Here is a 16,843-nt window from a genome sequence, read left to right on the forward strand (position 1 = left end):
CGACGAAGGGGCCAAGACGCAAGGATTTCGGGCTAAACCTCAACAGGGATAGGGTATTTTCGCCACACTCACCGAGGTTCGAACGTCAACGCCCCGGTCAGGCGCTGCGGGCCGAGGGCCTGCATCTCCACAATCAGGGCACCCGCGTCACCCGGCGCGAAGGCCACGCCTTGCCCGTCGGAAGAGGCCAGATCAATCCGAGCGTCAGATGCGCTGCCCGAAACAGACAGCGTGGCGTTTTCCGTACCCGAAAAAACCACCTGTCCCGCCGCGCTCCCACCCGAGATGGCAATCTGCCATTGCCCCTGGAAACGCCCCTGCACGGTCGCGCATCCCAGGGTGCCGGTCCAAGTCGTGGACGCGTCGTCATTGGCCTCCAATGTGCAACGGATGCGCAACTGCGCCCCGTCGGGCGCCGTCAGCCGCGCATTGGTGCCCCATTCGCCGGACAGCCATGCCGGAACTTCCGCAGTGGCGGTCATCGGCGCGGCGGCAATAAGGGTGGCGAGCACAAGTTTTTTCATCTTTTCACCATTCGGATCAGGGACGGCAGAAACCCTAGATCAAAGATCAGCGCCATCCAGAGCGAGAAGATCACAAACGCGCCAAATATCGGCAGACTTGCCGTGGCGCTGAAGATCGTCGCGATAAAGCCGAGCGACATGATCAGCGTCGACGCCACCATCGGCGGCCCGGCATGGGTCAGGGCCTCGGCTAGGCGCGCGTCCCGGTCCCCTTCGGCCAGACGCCAGCGGTTGAGGAAATGGATCGTGTCATCCACCGCAATGCCAAAGGCGACGGTCAGGGCAAAGGCTACACTCATCGTCATGCCTTCGCCGCTCAGAACCATCACCGTCTCAATCGCCATCATCGGCATCGCGCTCACGCCGGTGGCCAGTGCCGCCAGCACAAGCGACCGTTGCGAGATGGCTACCACCAACAGGATCGCGCCAAGCGCGATGTAAAAGCTCATCCGCATGCTGGCGACGGTCTCCGGCACCACTTCATGCGACAGCAGGGATTGCCCCGACAGCATCGTGACATCACCCAACCCGCCCGCCTCCAGCGCGCTGTGGAGCGCCTCAACCTCCGCGCCAAATCTGTCCGGGCCCGTGCCAAGCGGCAAAAGCACGGGCAAGGCGACCGACAAGCCGTCGGCGGCCTGGAACCGTTGCGGCACCTGCGGCACGCCATCGGCAGGCCGGCCCGTGCCGCTGAACGCCGCCTCGGCCACCTGCGCCAGACGCGGGCCGTCCGCCTCCGACAGGCCCGGCACGCCGTCTGTGTCATCAACCACGACAAACAGCGACGCGGACCCAAGCCCCTGATCCTCCATATAGGCCAGATCACGCCCCAACGGGCTGGCATCACGGATATGCTCGGAGATTGAGAATGTGGGCTCAGCCCGGTTCATCGCCGGAAGCAGCGCCAAGGCCACCAATATCGCAAGGCCCGCCGCCACATAGGGCCGCGCCAATCCGGCGCGCGCAGGCGTCAGGGCTATGGTGAAGCCATGCGGCGCGCGTTTTGTCCGCGGCGCCATCAATCGCACCATCAGCGGGAACACGAGACAGACCGCCGCAAACCCACACGCGACCGAGATCGGCCCCCAAAACGCCAAGCCATTCAGCGCATCGGTGCCCACAATCGCAAAACTGCCCAAGGCAAGGGCCGAGGTCAGCGAAGTCATGAACGCCGCAGGCAACACATCCCGCAACGCCCGCTCCAGGCTCATGCCCTTTTCCCGGCTGGCGTAGAACAGATGCAGCGTATCGGCAAAGGCCAACACCATCACCAAAGTCGGCAAGGTTGCCAGCCATGGGTCAAGCGGGCGGCCCGACCAGCCCAATAGGCCCGTAAACCACAACACGCCGCATATGGACGGAACGGCGCAGACCACAATCGCCCGTAGCGAGCGCACGATCCGCCAGCCCACAAGGATGCAGATCAGGACCGCCAGCGGCGTCACGACCGCCTGATCGCGGATCAAACTGTTGGAGATCTGGCGCTCCACCGCCTGTTGCCCCACGGCGCGCACATCCAACGGCGCGGCCCCGTCGATTAACGGCGGCAAGGCCTCGGCCAGGGTGCCCGGCGCCACACCATTTGCTGCAATCACATGCAAAAGGGCCGCGGACCGATCGGCCGACACAAGCGCACCTGCCGCATCCCCTGCCACAAAGAAGGTATCGAACCGCGCGTCCAACGGCGCCTCCGGATCGGCCAGGATCAGCGGTGTTGTCACACCCTCCGCCGGGATCGAAAACAGGCTCACCACCTCGGCCACGCCGTCGGTGAATTGCAGATCAAGGATCAGGTTTTCCAGCGCTTCAAAGGCGGCAGGCTCCGCAAGATCGTCAGCGCGGACCAAAAGCGCCTCGTCCGCCACGCCCAATGCGAACTGATCCCGAAAGACCTCATACGCCCGGTAGCCCGCACTATCGCCTTCCAGCGCGCGGGTCACATCCGCCTCAACATGCAAATCGCGCGCACCGATGACCGCAAGAACGGTTAATATCAGCGCCAGGCCAGCGGCCAGATAGGGGCGCGGCCTGCGCGTTGCGGCCGCTATCGTCTCGCTCATGCCTCTAGCCTGTTGTTTCTTCGTTGCATCACGCGCCGCACCAGTCGCGGCAAGTACGGGCATTCTCCGTTGACGGCAGCTAGGGCGCAATGCCCAATTGACGAGGGAACAGACCATTGGATTGTAATGACAGATTTGACAAACCGCCTTGCCCCTTTGCGTGTGGGCCGCGGCATGGGCTTGCTCCAGCAAGTCGCGGAAGATGAGGTTTTGACGGGGCGCGAGATTACCCTCGCCGGTCGCCAGATGCTCAGCTTCGCCTCTTGTTCTTATCTCGGGCTGGAGATGGAGCCTGCCCTGAAAGACGCCGCCATCGCCGCAACGCAGGCTTACGGCACGCAATTTTCCGCCTCTCGCGCCTTCATTTCGGCCCCTCCCTATGCGGAGGCTGAGGCGCTTCTGGCCCAGATCACGGGCCGGCCAGCGCTTTTGGTGCCCTCAACCTCGCTTGGCCATCAGGCGGCCCTTCCGCTGCTGGTTGGCGCAGAGGATCTTGTGCTGATCGATGTGCAGGCCCATGCCAGCCTGCACGTGGCGGCCAACCTCCTGAAAGCCCAAGGCATTCAGGTCCAGACAGTCGGCCACAGCGCGCCCGACCATGTGGCGCGGAAACTGCGATCCAGCGACGCACCGCGCGTTTGGCTGTTGATCGATGGCATCTATTCCATGATCGGCGACATCGCCCCGTTCGCGGCCTATGACAGGCTGCTGGCCGAGGATCCGCGCCTCAACCTCTATGTCGACGACGCCCATGCTGCTGGCTGGTGTGGGGATCGGGGGCAGGGTCTTGCCCTGCAACACTGGCCCGACCATCCGCGCGTTCTTGTGGCACTTTCGCTCAACAAAAGCTTCGCCTGCGCGGGCGGCTGCCTGGCGCTGGCCAATGAAGATCAGGCCGAAGCGGTGCGCGCCTTTGGCCCCGCGATGACCTTCTCGGGCCCCGTTCAGCCGCCGATGCTGGGGGCGATCCTGGGGCTGCACGCTTGCACCTCGGGGCAGGGTTGGCCGCGCGCCAGGCCGACCTGCGCGCCCGCATTGCCCATTTCAATGCGGGCGCCCATGCCCGCGGCCTGCCTTTGGCCTGCGCGGACGGGACCCCAATGCGCTATATGCGCATTGGCGATATCGCCCGCACTGCGGCCATCGCAACCGCTCTGCAGGATGCCGGATATTTCATGGCTGCCGTCGCGCCTCCAGCGGTCTCGGCCCGTGACGTTGGGGTGCGCATGACGCTGACCAACCATCACAGCATCGCCGATATCGACGCACTGCTGGACGCTTTGTCCATCGCGCTGGAAGGGTCGATCCCGGCTGCGGCGGAGTGAGCCTTCTTCTTACACCTGCCGAGGCCGCGCTCTACCGCACAGGTCCCAACAATATCTCCATCCTGTTTGAGGCCAAAGGCGGGTTTGACCCCGAACGGGCGCTCTTCGGTCTGCACCAGATGGTCGAGGGGACCGAGCGGTTTCACCGCATCCCCCGTGGGCGCATCAGCCCCGTCTTCGGTGCGCGGGTTCCGCTGCATTGGGCCGATCACGTCGCCGTTTTGGAGGCGCCCGACCTCGCAGCGGCGCAGATGATGGCCCTGACGCGGCGTCTGGCGCTGACGACGGACCGGCCTCTGTGGCGCGCGGTCCTTGTGAACCCGGATGGGGCAGGGTGGAGCGGCCTTGCCCTCCACTTCGACCACGCCATCGCCGATGGGACCCGCATTTCACGCCATATCGTGAAACAGGCCCGACCGGGCCCCGATCAGAAGATCCCGCTCTCGGACATAGACCGGTACACCCTCGAACACCTTCAATCGCAAACGGACCTGCGCCTGACCCCGGCGGAACCCGCCTTACTGCGCCTGGACTTTGAGGCGCTGTCGCGCGCCATCCCCGATGCAGCGAGCCATTCGGATGCGCTCCTGCGCCTCGCGCACCGTACCCTTTTGGAAGAGCCCGCCTTTGATGGCCTCCCATCGTCTCGCCGCGACAATGCCCAGGTCGCCCGGATCGAGGCGCTACGCTCAGCCAGCGGCGTGTTGGGCAATCGCGCCCGCATGGTGTCGGTCGATCTCTCCGCGCCTTCGTTGGCCAGCACCGCGCTGTTCGACCGCACGCGCACCCCGATGATCGCCACGGCCCGCATGGACGTGGCGCGCTTCATACCAGCAGCTCTCCTACGTCCCATCGTGCAGCGGGAATTCTCCCAGCTCGGCATCGTGCTGACCGTTGTGCCGGTCGGGCGAAGGCTTCCGCCGCTCTTCGGCCTCGATCTGCGCGCCATCCATCCTGCAGCCCCGGTTCTTGGCCGCCCGCCTTTGGCGGTCACGGCGGTGCGCACAGGGCAGGGGTTTGACATCTGCCTCACGGCGCACGGCATCGACGGGCAGGCCATCCCAGATCTCTCCCAGCGTGTGGCCGACCGGATGCTCGCGGCGGCTCAATAGAGAATTTCGATTGAAATATGCTCTTTTGATTGGCATTAGCGTCGCATGATCAACAAGCTCGAAATGTTCATCGCCGTCGCGCGCGAAGGTCACTTTGGCCGCGCCGCCGAAAGTCTGGGTCTGACACAGCCCACGCTGTCCACCGGCATCAAGCAACTCGAAGAAAGCCTTGGCGTGCAGCTGATTTTTCGCGGCTCCCGCTTCGGGGGCCTGACCCCCGAAGGCCAGCGCGCCCTGGTCTGGGCGCGCCAATTGGTCAGCGACGCCCGCACCTTCCGGCAAGAGATGCGCACAGCGCGCCACGGCCTCAGCGGCATCGTCCGCCTCGCCGTAATCCCCACCGCCCTGACCTGGGCCGCGCGCCTGTCGGCTGAATTTTCCGCCGCCCATCCAAATGTGCGCTTCACGATCCTCAGCCGCACCTCGGCTGAAATCCTCAAGATGCTGGATAACCTCGAAATTGATGCGGGCCTGTCCTACCTCGATAACGAACCACTCGGCCGCGTCACCACCGCGCCGCTCTACCGCGAACGCTACACGCTCGTGACCCACCGCGAAAGCGATCTGGCCATGCAGGACAAGGTCGAATGGGCGGATCTCGCGGGCGAACGCATCTGTCTTCTGACACCCGACATGCAGAACCGCCGCATCATCAATGAGGCGTTCATGGAGGCCGGCGTCACCCCCGAGGCGCAGGTGGAAAGCAACTCGACCGTGGTGCTGGCCGCCCATGTCGAGGCGGGCGGCTGGATCACCGTTCTGCCCCACGACATGGCGCAATTCCTGTGTGCCGGTAAGGCAGACCTCGTCATTCGACCGATTGAGGGCGGCGGGCTGGACCACGCGGTGGGCCTGGTCGCCCCCTTCCGGGAGCCGCACACACCCGTCATCGAGGCGCTACTCAAGACCACCGGCGCGCTCGGTCGCGAGACCCCCTGACTGCGTCGCATTTCGCAGGGCAAATGTCGGATTGTATACATTGGTATTTTCAATCGACTGACGGTTCTACGATATTGATTGCTGAATGATTGGCCTGCATCCTAGGCGTGTATACTCCGGAGCATGCCATGCCACTCACAGCCGCCCCGTCCGAAACCGGTGACGTCAGCGCGATCATCCAGAAAAATATAGGGCTGGAAGGTCCGCTTTTGCCGATCCTGCACGATGTTCAGGCGGTGTTCGGCCATGTGCCCGATGCGGCCCGTGCGCCCATCGCCAACGCGCTCAACATCACCGAGGCCGAGCTGCACGGCGTGATTTCCTTCTATCACGACTTCCGCCGCGAACCGGCGGGCAAGACGGTGCTCAAGATTTGCCGGGCGGAAGCCTGTCAGGCGGTCGGCGCGAATGACCTGTCCGAAAAGGTGCTGAAGCTGCTTGGCCTCGATTGGCACGGCACCTCCGCCGATGGCCGCATCACGGTTGAGCCGGTCTATTGCCTGGGCCTGTGCGCTTGCGGCCCCGCGGCGATGATTGACGGCAAGGTCAAAGGCCGCGTCACGGCAGAAGCGCTGGTTGAGGAGGTCACTCAATGAAAGTCTGGGTCCCCCGCGACGCCGCCGCCAAGGCGCTCGGCGCTGACGCCGTCGCTGCCGCGTTTGAGGCCGCCGGTGCCGAGGTTATCCGCAACGGCTCCCGCGGTATGATCTGGCTTGAGCCGCTGGTTGAGGTTGAATGTGACGGTGTCCGCATCGGATACGGCGCGGCCACGCCCGCCGATGTGCCTGCCATCCTCGATGGTTCCGCCGAAACCCTCGGGCCTGTCGAGGACATCCCGTTCTACGCCAAGCAAAACCGCCTGACCTTCCAGCGCTGCGGCGTGATCGACCCGCTGAACCTGGCGGAATATGAGGCCCATGGCGGCCTCACCGGTCTGCGCCGCGCGGTCGAGATGTCGGATGCCGACATCGTGGCCGAAGTGACCGAGTCCGGCCTGCGGGGCCGGGGCGGCGCGGGCTTCCCCACCGGCATCAAGTGGGAAACCGTCCGCAAGGCCGACGGCCCGCAGAAATACATCGTCTGTAACGCTGATGAAGGCGACAGCGGCACATTCGCCGACCGGATGATCATGGAAGGCGACCCGTTCTGCCTGATCGAAGGGATGGCGATTGCGGGCCTCGGTGTGGGCGCGACGAAGGGTTACATCTACCTCCGCTCGGAATATCCCGATGCGATCGAGGTGATGAATGCTGCCATCGAAATCGCAAAGCAAAACAACGTTCTCGGCAGCGTTCTTAATTCATCACATGAATTCGACATCGAGGTTCGCGTTGGCGCAGGCGCCTATGTCTGCGGCGAAGAAACCTCGCTTCTGAACTCCCTCGAAGGCAAGCGCGGCGTTGTCCGCGCAAAGCCGCCGCTTCCAGCGCTTGAAGGCTTCCTGGGTCGCCCCACAGTGGTCAACAACGTGATCTCGCTTGCCACGGTTCCCGTGATTTTCGAGAAGGGCGCGGCCCACTACGCAAGCTTCGGCCTTGGCCGCTCGAAAGGCACCATGCCGATCCAGATCGCGGGCAACGTCAAACATGGCGGCTTGTTCGAGACCGCCTTTGGCATGCCGCTGGGCGAGTTGGTCAACGACATCGCGGGTGGCACAGCCTCCGGCAAGCCGGTCAAAGCTGTCCAGGTTGGCGGGCCGCTCGGTGCCTATTTCGCGCCCGAGAAGTTCGACACGCCCTTCGCCTATGAACCCTTTGACGGCGCAGGCGGCCTGATCGGTCACGCTGGCGTCGTGATCTTTGATGAGACCGCCGACATGTTGGGCATGGCCCGCTTCGCGATGGAGTTCTGCGTCGTGGAAAGCTGCGGCAAGTGCACGCCCTGCCGCATCGGTGCCGTGCGCGGGGTCGAGACCATCGACCGGATCGGGCAGGGCGATGCCTCCGCGATCCCGCTTTTGGTGGACCTCTGCGAGACCATGAAAGACGGCTCGCTCTGCGCGCTCGGCGGCTTCACGCCATATCCCGTCATGTCCGCCCTCGAACAATTCCCCGAGGAATTCGCCGTCGCGCAAGAGGCGGCGGAGTAATGACCATGGCCCTTCGCAAACACCACGGACAAGAGGAGATGCGCGCCATCAGCGACCGCCCTCTGCCTGCGGTTGATGCGATGCTGGCCGAGTTGCGTCTTCCCAAAGCGCTGGCGTCAATTGCGCGCGGGCAGGGCGGCACGTCGCTCGATCACAGCTGGTTCGCTTTTGGTCGCACTTACCGCGTTTTGCAGGACCTGAAGGCCAACCGCCATGGTGCACTCTCCAAGGGCGACCGCGTCCGCTTCCTCGGGGCCTATGTCTTCCCATATGACAACGGCCTGCGCCTGCATTTTGAGCCTGAGGATCAGCCCGGTGAAGCCTTCTGCCTCGAATTCGAAGGCAATTTCGCGGAAGCGCCCGGCGTTGTCCGCATGATCAACCAAAAGAATGAACGCGATTTCTTTACCCCCAGCGACCGGGGCATGCACAATGCTCGCCGTCTAGAGCTTTTGCGCGCCGAAACCCTCCTCCGCACCACCGCTGCCGACAGCCAGGCGCAAATGGACGATGCGTTTGAGGCTACAAAGCCTGGCTACCAACAACAGCTCGAAGCGCTCTTCGCCAACCAACCCGATCTCGGCAACGCCGTCTATTCTCACGTTCTGGGCGATGAGCGCTCCACCGAGACCCACCTCGATCGCGCCCCTCTACGCTACGGCCACGCCTACCGCGTCACCCGCCCGCTGGCCGCAAACCGCAGCGGCACCCTGACGCAAGACGATACGCTTATCTTCCGAGGGGCGACGCTGCGCTTTGGCGAAGAGCTGACCCTCGATTTCATCCGCGACGATGGCACCCGCTGCGATCTGGTCTTCTACCCGATCGACCCGGCGCGCTGCCCCGAGCTCGCGAACCTGACCGCCTATCTGCACGAGCTGCCCGAAGGCAGTTCCGCCCGCTCCATTCAACTGATCCAAGCCCGCGCGATCCTCGACGATCTGCGCCAGCAACGTGAGGCCGCAACATGAAAGACTTCATCATTCCGTGGGACGACCGCGACATGGGCACCCCCGCCGTCCAAGGCGCGCCTGTCACGCTGACGGTTGACGGGTTCGAGGTCACAGTGCCCGAAGGCACCTCCGTCATGCGCGCGGCGGCCGAAATCGGCATGTCGATCCCCAAGCTCTGCGCCTCCGACAATCTGGAGGCTTTCGGATCCTGCCGCCTCTGCGTCGTGGAAATCGAAGGCCGCCGCGGCACGCCCGCCTCCTGCACCACGCCGGTCGCCGAGGGCATGGTCGTCCGCACGCAAAGCCAGAAGGTCAAGAAGATCCGCAAGGGCGTGATGGAGCTTTACATCTCCGACCACCCCCTCGATTGCTTGACCTGTGCGGCCAATGGCGATTGCGAACTGCAGGACATGGCCGGCGCCGTGGGCTTGCGCGATGTCCGCTACGAGGCGCCCGAAAACGTCCCGCTCGCCAACCATTTCGAGGCGCGCCAAGGCGTCCAGGACAACCCCGAATGGATGCCCAAGGACGACTCGAACCCCTATTTCACCTACGACCCCTCCAAATGCATCGTCTGCAACCGCTGCGTTCGCGCGTGTGAGGAAGTCCAAGGCACCTTCGCGCTGACCATCGAAGGCCGGGGCTTTGACAGCCGCGTCTCCGCCGGTGGCCCAGACAGCGATTTCCTGACCTCCGATTGCGTCTCCTGCGGCGCCTGCGTGCAGGCCTGCCCAACCGCCACGCTCCAGGAAAAATCCGTCATCGAACTGGGCACCCCCGAACGCTCCGTTGTCACGACCTGCGCCTATTGCGGCGTCGGCTGCTCCTTCAAGGCAGAACTCAACGGCGACGAACTCGTCCGCATGACCCCATACAAACACGGCGAGGCCAACCGCGGCCATTCCTGCGTCAAAGGCCGCTTCGCCTGGGGCTATGCAAACCACCAGGACCGCATCCTGAACCCGATGATCCGCGACAGCATCGACCAGCCGTGGAAAGAGGTCAGCTGGGAAGAGGCCATGGACTTCACCGCCAAGCGCCTGAAATCCCTTCAGGAAAAGCACGGCCGCAAGTCCATCGGCGTGATCACGTCCAGCCGCTGCACCAACGAGGAAACCTACCTCGTCCAAAAGCTCGCCCGCGGCGTGTTCATGAACAACAACACCGACACCTGCGCGCGCGTTTGCCATTCGCCCACCGGCTATGGCCTGGGCCAGACCTTCGGCACCTCCGCCGGCACGCAGAATTTCGACAGCGTGGAACACGTGGACGTCGCCGTCATCATCGGCGCCAACCCCACCGACGCGCACCCCGTCTTCGCCAGCCGCCTGAAAAAGCGGGTCCGCGCGGGCGCCAAGCTGATCGTCGTCGATCCCCGCAAAACCGACGTCGTCCGCTCGGCCCATATCGAAGCGGCCCACCATCTGCCGCTCCGTCCGGGCACCAACGTGGCCGTCGTCACGGCTCTGGCCCACGTCATCGTCACCGAGAAAATCTACGACGAGGCCTTCATTCGTGAGCGCTGCGATTGGGATGAATTCCAGGACTACGCCGCCTTCGTCTCCGACCCACGGCACTCCCCGGAAATGACCGAAGTCCTCACCGGGGTCCCCGCGAAAGAGCTGCGCGAAGCCGCGCGCCTCTACGCCACCGGCGGCAACGGCGCGATCTACTACGGCCTCGGCGTCACCGAGCACTCCCAAGGCTCCACCACCGTCATGGGCATCGCCAACCTCGCCATGATGACCGGCAATATCGGGCGCGAAGGCGTGGGCGTGAACCCGCTGCGTGGCCAGAACAACGTGCAAGGCTCCTGCGACATGGGCTCCTTCCCGCACGAACTCCCCGGTTACCGCCACGTGAAAGGCCCCGAGGTGCGCGCGATCTTCGAGAGCAAGTGGAACGTCAAAATCGACCCCGAACCCGGCCTGCGCATCCCCAACATGCTCGACGCCGCCGTCTCCGGCAGCTTCAAGGGCCTCTACTGCCAGGGTGAAGACATCCTGCAATCGGACCCCGACACGCACCACGTCCAGGCGGGCCTTGCCGCCATGGAATGCGTTATCGTCCACGATCTCTTCCTGAACGAGACGGCGAACTACGCCCATGTCTTCCTACCGGGCTCCACCTTCCTCGAGAAGGACGGCACCTTCACCAATGCCGAACGCCGCATCAACCGCGTGCGTGAGGTCATGAAGCCCAAGAACGGATACGCCGATTGGGAAGTCACGCAGCTTCTGGCGAAGGCCATGGGGGCCGATTGGAACTACAGCCATCCGTCAGAAATCATGGAAGAAATCGCCGAAACCACCCCCGGTTTTGCCAACGTCAACTACGATATGCTGGATGCGCGCGGTTCCGTCCAATGGCCTTGCAACGACAATGCCCCTGATGGCTCGCCCATCATGCACATCGACGGTTTCGTGCGCGGCAAGGGCCGCTTCATCAACACCGAATATGTCGCCACCGATGAGCGCACCGGCCCGCGTTTCCCGCTCCTGCTGACGACCGGTCGCATCCTGTCGCAATACAACGTTGGCGCACAGACGCGGCGGACCGAGAACTCGGTCTGGCATTCCGAAGATGTGCTGGAAATCCACCCCCACGACGCCGAGGTGCGCGGCATCAAGGAAGGCGATTGGGTCAAACTCGCCTCCCGCGCGGGCGAAACCGCACTCCGCGCCACGCTCACCGACAAGGTTGTGCCGGGGGTCGTCTATACCACCTTCCACCACCCCGACACGCAGGCCAATGTCATCACCACCGACTTCTCCGACTGGGCCACGAACTGCCCGGAATACAAGGTGACGGCGGTGCAGGTGGGCCTGTCGAACGGTCCAACCGAGTGGCAGCGTGAGTATAACGCGCAAGCCGCCATGTCCCGCCGGATTGAAGCGGCGGAGTGATTGGGGACGGTCATATCCCCAGCCCGGTTAACAGCCGCGTAGCGGCCGGGCAAGCGCCTGCCCGTCCCGGCGGGCTGGCGATTTGGCTGATCTTGGCGCGTTCCATGAACGGAAGATGTACGCGGCAACCATAAAGTGCCCCGAACAAGCGTTGCGTCGCCACCCCACGGACAGGCGCTCGCCCTCTGGTGCATTCCAATGACCCCAACCCGCTCCATCCCCGCCCAGGCCCTCGGACCCAAAGATGCGCGCGACGTCGCCCGCTCTCTCCCCGAGGAAACCCCCGTGGCCGTAACGGTAAACGGCACCACCCAAGCCGTCATGATGTGCTCGCCCGCCGACCTTAAGGACTTCGCCACAGGCTTCGCCTTCACCGAAGGCTTCGCAACCCCCGACCAAATTGAGTCCATCGAGATCATCGAAACGGACGCAGGCATCGAGGCTCGCCTCTGGGTCCCCGACGCCGTCGCCGAAACCCTCGGCGACCGCCGCCGCGCGATGATGGGTCCCGTCGGATGCGGCCTCTGCGGGATCGACTCCCTCGAGCAGGCGCTCCGCGATTTGCCGGTGCTGGGGCAGGGCGGCTCCATCGGCCTGGCGCAAGCCGCCAAAGCCCCCGAAGCGCTCCGCGCCCACCAACCGCTCCACGACCTCACCCACGCCGTCCACGCCGCAGGCCTGCTTTCGCCGGGCGGCAAGATCGTCCTCGCCCGCGAAGACGTGGGTCGCCACAACGCGCTGGACAAACTGATCGGCGCCGCCCTGCGCGACGGTCAAGACCTGAGCGAAGGTGCCATCGTCCTGACCTCCCGTATCTCGGTCGAGATGGTCCAGAAAACCGTCCTCGCCGGGTGCCCGATCCTCATCGCCGTCTCCGCCCCCACGGCCCATGCCGTGCGCCTGGCCGAGGCGGCAATTCTCACCATCGCCGCCTTCGCCCGCGAAGGCCGGCTCGAGACCTTCACCCATCCCACCCGCATCGACCGGAGCCAGACCCATGCCGCATGAAAAACTCGCCCGCATGGCCAACCAGATCGCCACCTTCTTCGCGACCCAACCGGGCGCGGATCAGGCCGAGCGTGTGGCCGCCCATCTGAACGATTTTTGGGGGCCGGAAATGCGCGCCGAATTGAAAGCACATGCGGCGGAAGATGACAGCGACCTCGCGCCGCTGGTGAAGGACGCGATCCCGCTGATCTGAGCCGCGACGCGACCATCCCGTCGCGCATCGTCGCAGCCCGCCAGATGTGATCAGATGGGCGCAACTCTGACCATTTGGTCATGGTTTGAAAGGGCGCGCGCGAACCGCGAAACTCTGACCATTTGGACGCAATTTCCCGGAAAACAGTGATCAGATGGGCGCAAATCCGACCAGATGGTCACATCTCTGACCGTCTTGAGGCTGCGCGCACGGACCGCTAAGGTTCCAATATCCGAATTTCGGTCTCAATATCTGGAACCAAGCAACATGTCCGACACCCGCGCCAATCGCCGCTATCGTTGCTCAGGAATGGTTCGACAATCCCAACAATCCGGGCATGACCGCGCTCTACTTGGAGCGCTACCAGAACCAAGCCTTCACCCAGGGCGAATTGCAGGCGGAAAAGCCGATCATCGGCATCGCACAGACCGGATCGGACCTCGTGCCCTGCAATAAAATCCATGTTTTTCTGATGGATAGGATCAAGGCGGGCATCCGCGACGCGGGTGGCATTCCACTGGAATTCCCCGTGCACCCCATCCAGGAAACCGGCAAACGCCCCACCGCAGCGCTTGACCGCAACCTGCAATATCTAAGCCTCGTCGAGATCCTGCACGGTTACCCCATCGACGGCGTTGTTCTGACTACAGGCTGCGACAAAACCACCCCCGCGATGCTGATGGGGGCTGCCACAGTCGACCTCCCCGCCATCGCTTTGAACGGCGGCCCCATGCTCGACGGCTGGTTCCGCGGCAAGCGCGCAGGCTCCGGAACAAGCATCTGGGAAGGGCGCCGTCTGCTTGCAAAAGGTGAGATAGATTACAATGAATTCATGGAGTTAGCCTGCGCTTCGTCCCCCTCTCTGGGTCACTGTAACACCATGGGCACGGCCTCCACGATGAATGCTCTCGCCGAAACGCTCGGCATGACGTTGCCCGGTGCCGCCGCGATCCCAGCGCCCTTCCGCGAGCGGATGGAGATGGCCTACCTGACAGGCCGCCGCGCCGTTGAAATGGTCGAGGAAGACCTCAAACCTTCCGACATCCTCACCCGCCAAGCCTTTGAAAACGCGATAAAAGTCAACACAGCCATTGGTGGCTCCACCAACGCGCCACCCCATCTGCAAGCCCTCGCGCGCCATGCGGGCGTCGAACTTCATGTCACCGATTGGGAAAAGATCGGCCACAAGCTCCCGCTTCTCGTCAACATGCAACCTGCTGGCGAATATCTCGGCGAAAGCTTCTTCCGCGCTGGCGGCGTCCCGGCCGTGATGGGTGAATTGATGGCCGAAGGCCAGCTGGACGGCTCCGTGATGACGGCGTCTGGCAAACCGCTCAGCGAAGTACTTGGCGAAATTCGCTCGTTGGATCAAGATGTTATCCGCCCCGTCTCCAACCCGATGCGGGAAGAGGCGGGCTTCGCGGTTCTGTCGGGCAACCTCTTCGATAGCGCACTGATGAAGACCTCCGTCATCTCCGAGGATTTCCGCACCCGCTTTCTGAAGGACAACCAATTCGAAGGCCGTGCCATCGTTTTCGAAGGCCCTGAGGATTACCACGACCGCGTCAACGACCCAGAGCTCGCGATCGATGACCGCTCGATCCTGTTCATCCGCGGTGTAGGGTGCGTGGGCTACCCCGGTTCGGCCGAGGTGGTCAACATGCAACCCCCTGATATGCTTATCAAAGAGGGCATCAAACACCTGCCCACGGTTGGCGATGGGCGTCAGTCTGGCACCTCGGAATCCCCGTCAATCCTGAACGCTTCCCCGGAGTCGGTCGTGGGTGGGGGCCTCGCTTACCTGCAAACCGGGGACATGGTCCGCCTTGATCTCAACGAAGGCACTCTCGACGCCCTTGTCCCGGAGGATGAATGGGAGGCGCGGAAAGCCGCTTGGACGCCGCCCGAAATCACGCACCAAACGCCGTGGCAAGAGCTCTACCGGAAGCATGTTGGCCAATTGGCCGATGGCGGATGCCTCGAACTGGCGACGGCTTACCAGCGGATCGCCAAGGACTTGCCACGGGACAATCACTGACCAAAGGTCCAACAACAGGCCCTTGTCTTCCATTGGTCCAAAATACCTTCGGGGGGGCTGCGGTACGCAGCGGGGGGCGAGACAGCCCCCTCACCATCCGCCTGCATCGCGCGCCGCTTGGGTTTTCGCCGCAAATTTCCCTTGGAAATTTGCCACCGGCGATTTGCGAAGCAAAGCGCAACCCCTCAGATCCGGGACAGAGCAACCTCAAGGTCTCCGAAGCCGGTAAAGCGGCGTTCAAAAGCCAACCCCAGGGCCTCTGCATGGGCTTTGGCCTTCTCGGTCAACGCGGGGTCGTCCACCTGCGCCTGATAGACCAGTTTCTCGTAATTACCGAAGTACATGTCCTGCAGTTCCGGGAACCTGTCCAACCCGAGGGGCTTTGTGACGAAAGGCATCGAATTGCTTCACCAGAAAGTCGGTCAAATAGAACGCCGTCATCTCATCGCGGGCCTCAAACGCCTGATTCCCCTCGAAGAAGCTGTAACAATGCGGGCCTTCGAGCATCTCGACCCCCAGCTCCGCACAGCGCGCCTGTAACAATCCGCCGGTCCCGCAATCGGCATAGAGGACATAGACCTGCGCATATGCACCCTTGCGTGCGCGGACCGCAGATCCGACCGCATCTGGGATCTGGTCCGGGGTGTTGTGCAATTTCGCGGGCAAGCAATGCAGATCAAGGTGATCCCAGCCGTTTAATTCTTTTAAAGCAATCACTTCGTGGGCCAGTGCGCCGCACGCCAGCAGAAGGATCTGCCCCTTGTTGGGTGCGTCCATGCCAAGCTCGACCAGTTTTTCGTCATCCACGTGCATTGAAACACCTTCTCACAGGCCCGTGCGCTCACGGGGCCGTCAATTGAGCGGAGCCGCATTCGCGGAGATGGTCCCCGCAGAGATCACTCACGGCGACACCGCCACCGACACTATAGAAAAGGGACCCGACAAAATGGCAACTGCAACCACAAATCCAGCCTCGGCCGCGCTGCCGCGCATCAACCTTGATACGATTGTCCTGATCGCTCTGGCAGGGTCCGCAGGGACGATGGCCTTTGACATCTGGGGCAAGACCATTGCACCGCTGCTTGGCCTTGGCGGGCTGGCGCCTGTGGGCCTCGCCCGCGGCTTTCTGGGTGCGCTTGGCCTGCCCAATGGTGCGCCTTATGGCAACCTGATGCACCTGTTCCTGGTCGGCGTGATCGCCTACCCGGTCGGGTGGCTGTTCATCGCGCGTCCGCTCTTCAACAAGGTCGTCCCGGGCCTGCATTGGACCATCGCTTCGGCCCTTTACGGTGCAGCACTTTGGGTCTTTGCCATCGGCTTCATCGCATGGTTCGCCGGAAACCCTGCGTTCCTTGGTTTTGCACGCATCACCTGGGTCGCCCTGGCCGGTCACGTCTTGTACGGCGTCGTTGCGGCGGCCACCATCGTCTACATGGAAAAGCGCACATCATAAATCTGGTATCGTAGTGAGTATCGGCGGGCCGCAAACGTGCGGCCCGCCTTGTTTTTACAGGGCTAGAGCTTGCGCACGAAGCTGTAGGACACGAGGCTCAGCATCGCGCCCACGCCCAATGGGGCGGCCATCGCCCAGAAGCCATTGCCCCAGGCCAGAGCCAGCCACAGAAGCAGGCCGGAGCCTGCAAGCGCCACAAAGAAAAGCCCGAAAAGGATGCGGAATTGGATGCTCATATCTGGT

Annotated in this window: 13 protein-coding genes and 2 pseudogenes; 11 read left to right on the plus strand and 4 right to left on the minus strand. The window is 63.4% G+C overall.

The annotated features are described in order from the left end of the window. Window positions 1-68 precede the first annotated feature (68 nt). Window positions 69-524, minus strand: a complete 456-nt coding sequence (locus tag ACZ1HK_RS23360) for a hypothetical protein (RefSeq protein ID WP_472630708.1) — start codon at window positions 522-524, stop codon at window positions 69-71. Next, the gene (locus tag ACZ1HK_RS23365) at window positions 521-2,584 is read right to left on the minus strand and encodes an efflux RND transporter permease subunit (protein ID WP_472630709.1); all 2,064 of its coding nucleotides are present in this window, start codon (window positions 2,582-2,584) and stop codon (window positions 521-523) included. The genes ACZ1HK_RS23360 and ACZ1HK_RS23365 overlap by 4 nt, the downstream gene beginning before the upstream one ends. A 126-nt stretch (window positions 2,585-2,710) precedes the next feature. On the opposite strand from ACZ1HK_RS23365, the gene ACZ1HK_RS23370 reads away from it, so the two are divergent. The 10 genes and pseudogenes from ACZ1HK_RS23370 (at window position 2,711) to ACZ1HK_RS23415 (ending at window position 15,147) form a co-directional block, all read left to right on the plus strand. Beyond that, entirely contained in the window at window positions 2,711-3,814 is a 1,104-nt protein-coding gene (locus ACZ1HK_RS23370; protein ID WP_472630710.1) for an aminotransferase class I/II-fold pyridoxal phosphate-dependent enzyme, read from the plus strand. A 91-nt stretch (window positions 3,815-3,905) separates the two neighbouring features. Then, window positions 3,906-5,021, plus strand: a complete 1,116-nt coding sequence (locus tag ACZ1HK_RS23375; protein ID WP_472630711.1) for a hypothetical protein — start codon at window positions 3,906-3,908, stop codon at window positions 5,019-5,021. A 45-nt stretch (window positions 5,022-5,066) separates the two neighbouring features. Then, entirely contained in the window at window positions 5,067-5,960 is an 894-nt protein-coding gene (locus ACZ1HK_RS23380; protein ID WP_472630712.1) for a LysR family transcriptional regulator, read from the plus strand. A 128-nt stretch (window positions 5,961-6,088) separates the two neighbouring features. Then, window positions 6,089-6,556: a formate dehydrogenase subunit gamma gene (locus ACZ1HK_RS23385; protein ID WP_472630713.1), complete on the plus strand. Its 468-nt coding sequence runs from the start codon at window positions 6,089-6,091 to the stop codon at window positions 6,554-6,556. Further along, window positions 6,553-8,049: an NADH-ubiquinone oxidoreductase-F iron-sulfur binding region domain-containing protein gene (locus ACZ1HK_RS23390; RefSeq protein ID WP_472630714.1), complete on the plus strand. Its 1,497-nt coding sequence runs from the start codon at window positions 6,553-6,555 to the stop codon at window positions 8,047-8,049. The genes ACZ1HK_RS23385 and ACZ1HK_RS23390 overlap by 4 nt, the downstream gene beginning before the upstream one ends. Continuing rightward, the gene (locus ACZ1HK_RS23395; RefSeq protein WP_472630715.1) at window positions 8,049-9,020 is read left to right on the plus strand and encodes a hypothetical protein; all 972 of its coding nucleotides are present in this window, start codon (window positions 8,049-8,051) and stop codon (window positions 9,018-9,020) included. Before ACZ1HK_RS23390 ends, ACZ1HK_RS23395 begins: the two co-directional genes overlap by 1 nt. After that, window positions 9,017-11,908 carry a formate dehydrogenase subunit alpha gene (gene fdhF / locus ACZ1HK_RS23400; RefSeq protein ID WP_472630716.1) on the plus strand — a complete coding sequence of 964 codons (2,892 nt, stop codon included), beginning with the start codon at window positions 9,017-9,019 and terminating at the stop codon, window positions 11,906-11,908. Before ACZ1HK_RS23395 ends, fdhF begins: the two co-directional genes overlap by 4 nt. 198 nt (window positions 11,909-12,106) lie before the next feature. Beyond that, the gene (gene fdhD / locus ACZ1HK_RS23405) at window positions 12,107-12,916 is read left to right on the plus strand and encodes a formate dehydrogenase accessory sulfurtransferase FdhD (protein ID WP_472630717.1); all 810 of its coding nucleotides are present in this window, start codon (window positions 12,107-12,109) and stop codon (window positions 12,914-12,916) included. Next, window positions 12,906-13,109: a formate dehydrogenase subunit delta gene (locus tag ACZ1HK_RS23410; RefSeq protein ID WP_472630718.1), complete on the plus strand. Its 204-nt coding sequence runs from the start codon at window positions 12,906-12,908 to the stop codon at window positions 13,107-13,109. Before fdhD ends, ACZ1HK_RS23410 begins: the two co-directional genes overlap by 11 nt. A 267-nt stretch (window positions 13,110-13,376) precedes the next feature. Further along, window positions 13,377-15,147 (plus strand): annotated as a pseudogene (locus ACZ1HK_RS23415) (IlvD/Edd family dehydratase). Window positions 15,148-15,332: 185 nt separating this feature from the next. Here the strand turns inward: ACZ1HK_RS23415 and ACZ1HK_RS23420 are convergent. Next, window positions 15,333-15,960, minus strand: a pseudogene (locus ACZ1HK_RS23420) (DUF1638 domain-containing protein). A gap of 133 nt (window positions 15,961-16,093) precedes the next feature. On the opposite strand from ACZ1HK_RS23420, the gene ACZ1HK_RS23425 reads away from it, so the two are divergent. Beyond that, complete coding sequence (locus ACZ1HK_RS23425) at window positions 16,094-16,600, plus strand: hypothetical protein (RefSeq protein WP_472630719.1); 507 nt, start codon at window positions 16,094-16,096, stop codon at window positions 16,598-16,600. Window positions 16,601-16,662: 62 nt separating this feature from the next. On the opposite strand, the gene ACZ1HK_RS23430 is transcribed toward ACZ1HK_RS23425, so the two are convergent. After that, window positions 16,663-16,836, minus strand: a complete 174-nt coding sequence (locus ACZ1HK_RS23430) for a hypothetical protein (RefSeq protein WP_472630720.1) — start codon at window positions 16,834-16,836, stop codon at window positions 16,663-16,665. Window positions 16,837-16,843 lie beyond the last annotated feature (7 nt).

It is taken from the genome of Gymnodinialimonas sp. JB5-7 (genome assembly GCF_055693405.1).

Bases quoted from the DNA above. Each gene is read 5' to 3' on its own strand.
- ACZ1HK_RS23360 (WP_472630708.1), bottom strand. From the start codon at position 524: ATGAAAAAACTTGTGCTCGCCACCCTTATTGCCGCCGCGCCGATGACC.
- ACZ1HK_RS23365 (WP_472630709.1), bottom strand. From the start codon at position 2,584: ATGAGCGAGACGATAGCGGCCGCAACGCGCAGGCCGCGCCCCTATCTG.
- ACZ1HK_RS23370 (WP_472630710.1), top strand. From the start codon at position 2,711: ATGACAGATTTGACAAACCGCCTTGCCCCTTTGCGTGTGGGCCGCGGC.
- ACZ1HK_RS23380 (WP_472630712.1), top strand. From the start codon at position 5,067: ATGATCAACAAGCTCGAAATGTTCATCGCCGTCGCGCGCGAAGGTCAC.
- ACZ1HK_RS23385 (WP_472630713.1), top strand. From the start codon at position 6,089: ATGCCACTCACAGCCGCCCCGTCCGAAACCGGTGACGTCAGCGCGATC.
- ACZ1HK_RS23390 (WP_472630714.1), top strand. From the start codon at position 6,553: ATGAAAGTCTGGGTCCCCCGCGACGCCGCCGCCAAGGCGCTCGGCGCT.
- ACZ1HK_RS23395 (WP_472630715.1), top strand. From the start codon at position 8,049: ATGACCATGGCCCTTCGCAAACACCACGGACAAGAGGAGATGCGCGCC.
- fdhF (WP_472630716.1), top strand. From the start codon at position 9,017: ATGAAAGACTTCATCATTCCGTGGGACGACCGCGACATGGGCACCCCC.
- fdhD (WP_472630717.1), top strand. From the start codon at position 12,107: ATGACCCCAACCCGCTCCATCCCCGCCCAGGCCCTCGGACCCAAAGAT.
- ACZ1HK_RS23410 (WP_472630718.1), top strand. From the start codon at position 12,906: ATGCCGCATGAAAAACTCGCCCGCATGGCCAACCAGATCGCCACCTTC.
- ACZ1HK_RS23425 (WP_472630719.1), top strand. From the start codon at position 16,094: ATGGCAACTGCAACCACAAATCCAGCCTCGGCCGCGCTGCCGCGCATC.
- ACZ1HK_RS23430 (WP_472630720.1), bottom strand. From the start codon at position 16,836: ATGAGCATCCAATTCCGCATCCTTTTCGGGCTTTTCTTTGTGGCGCTT.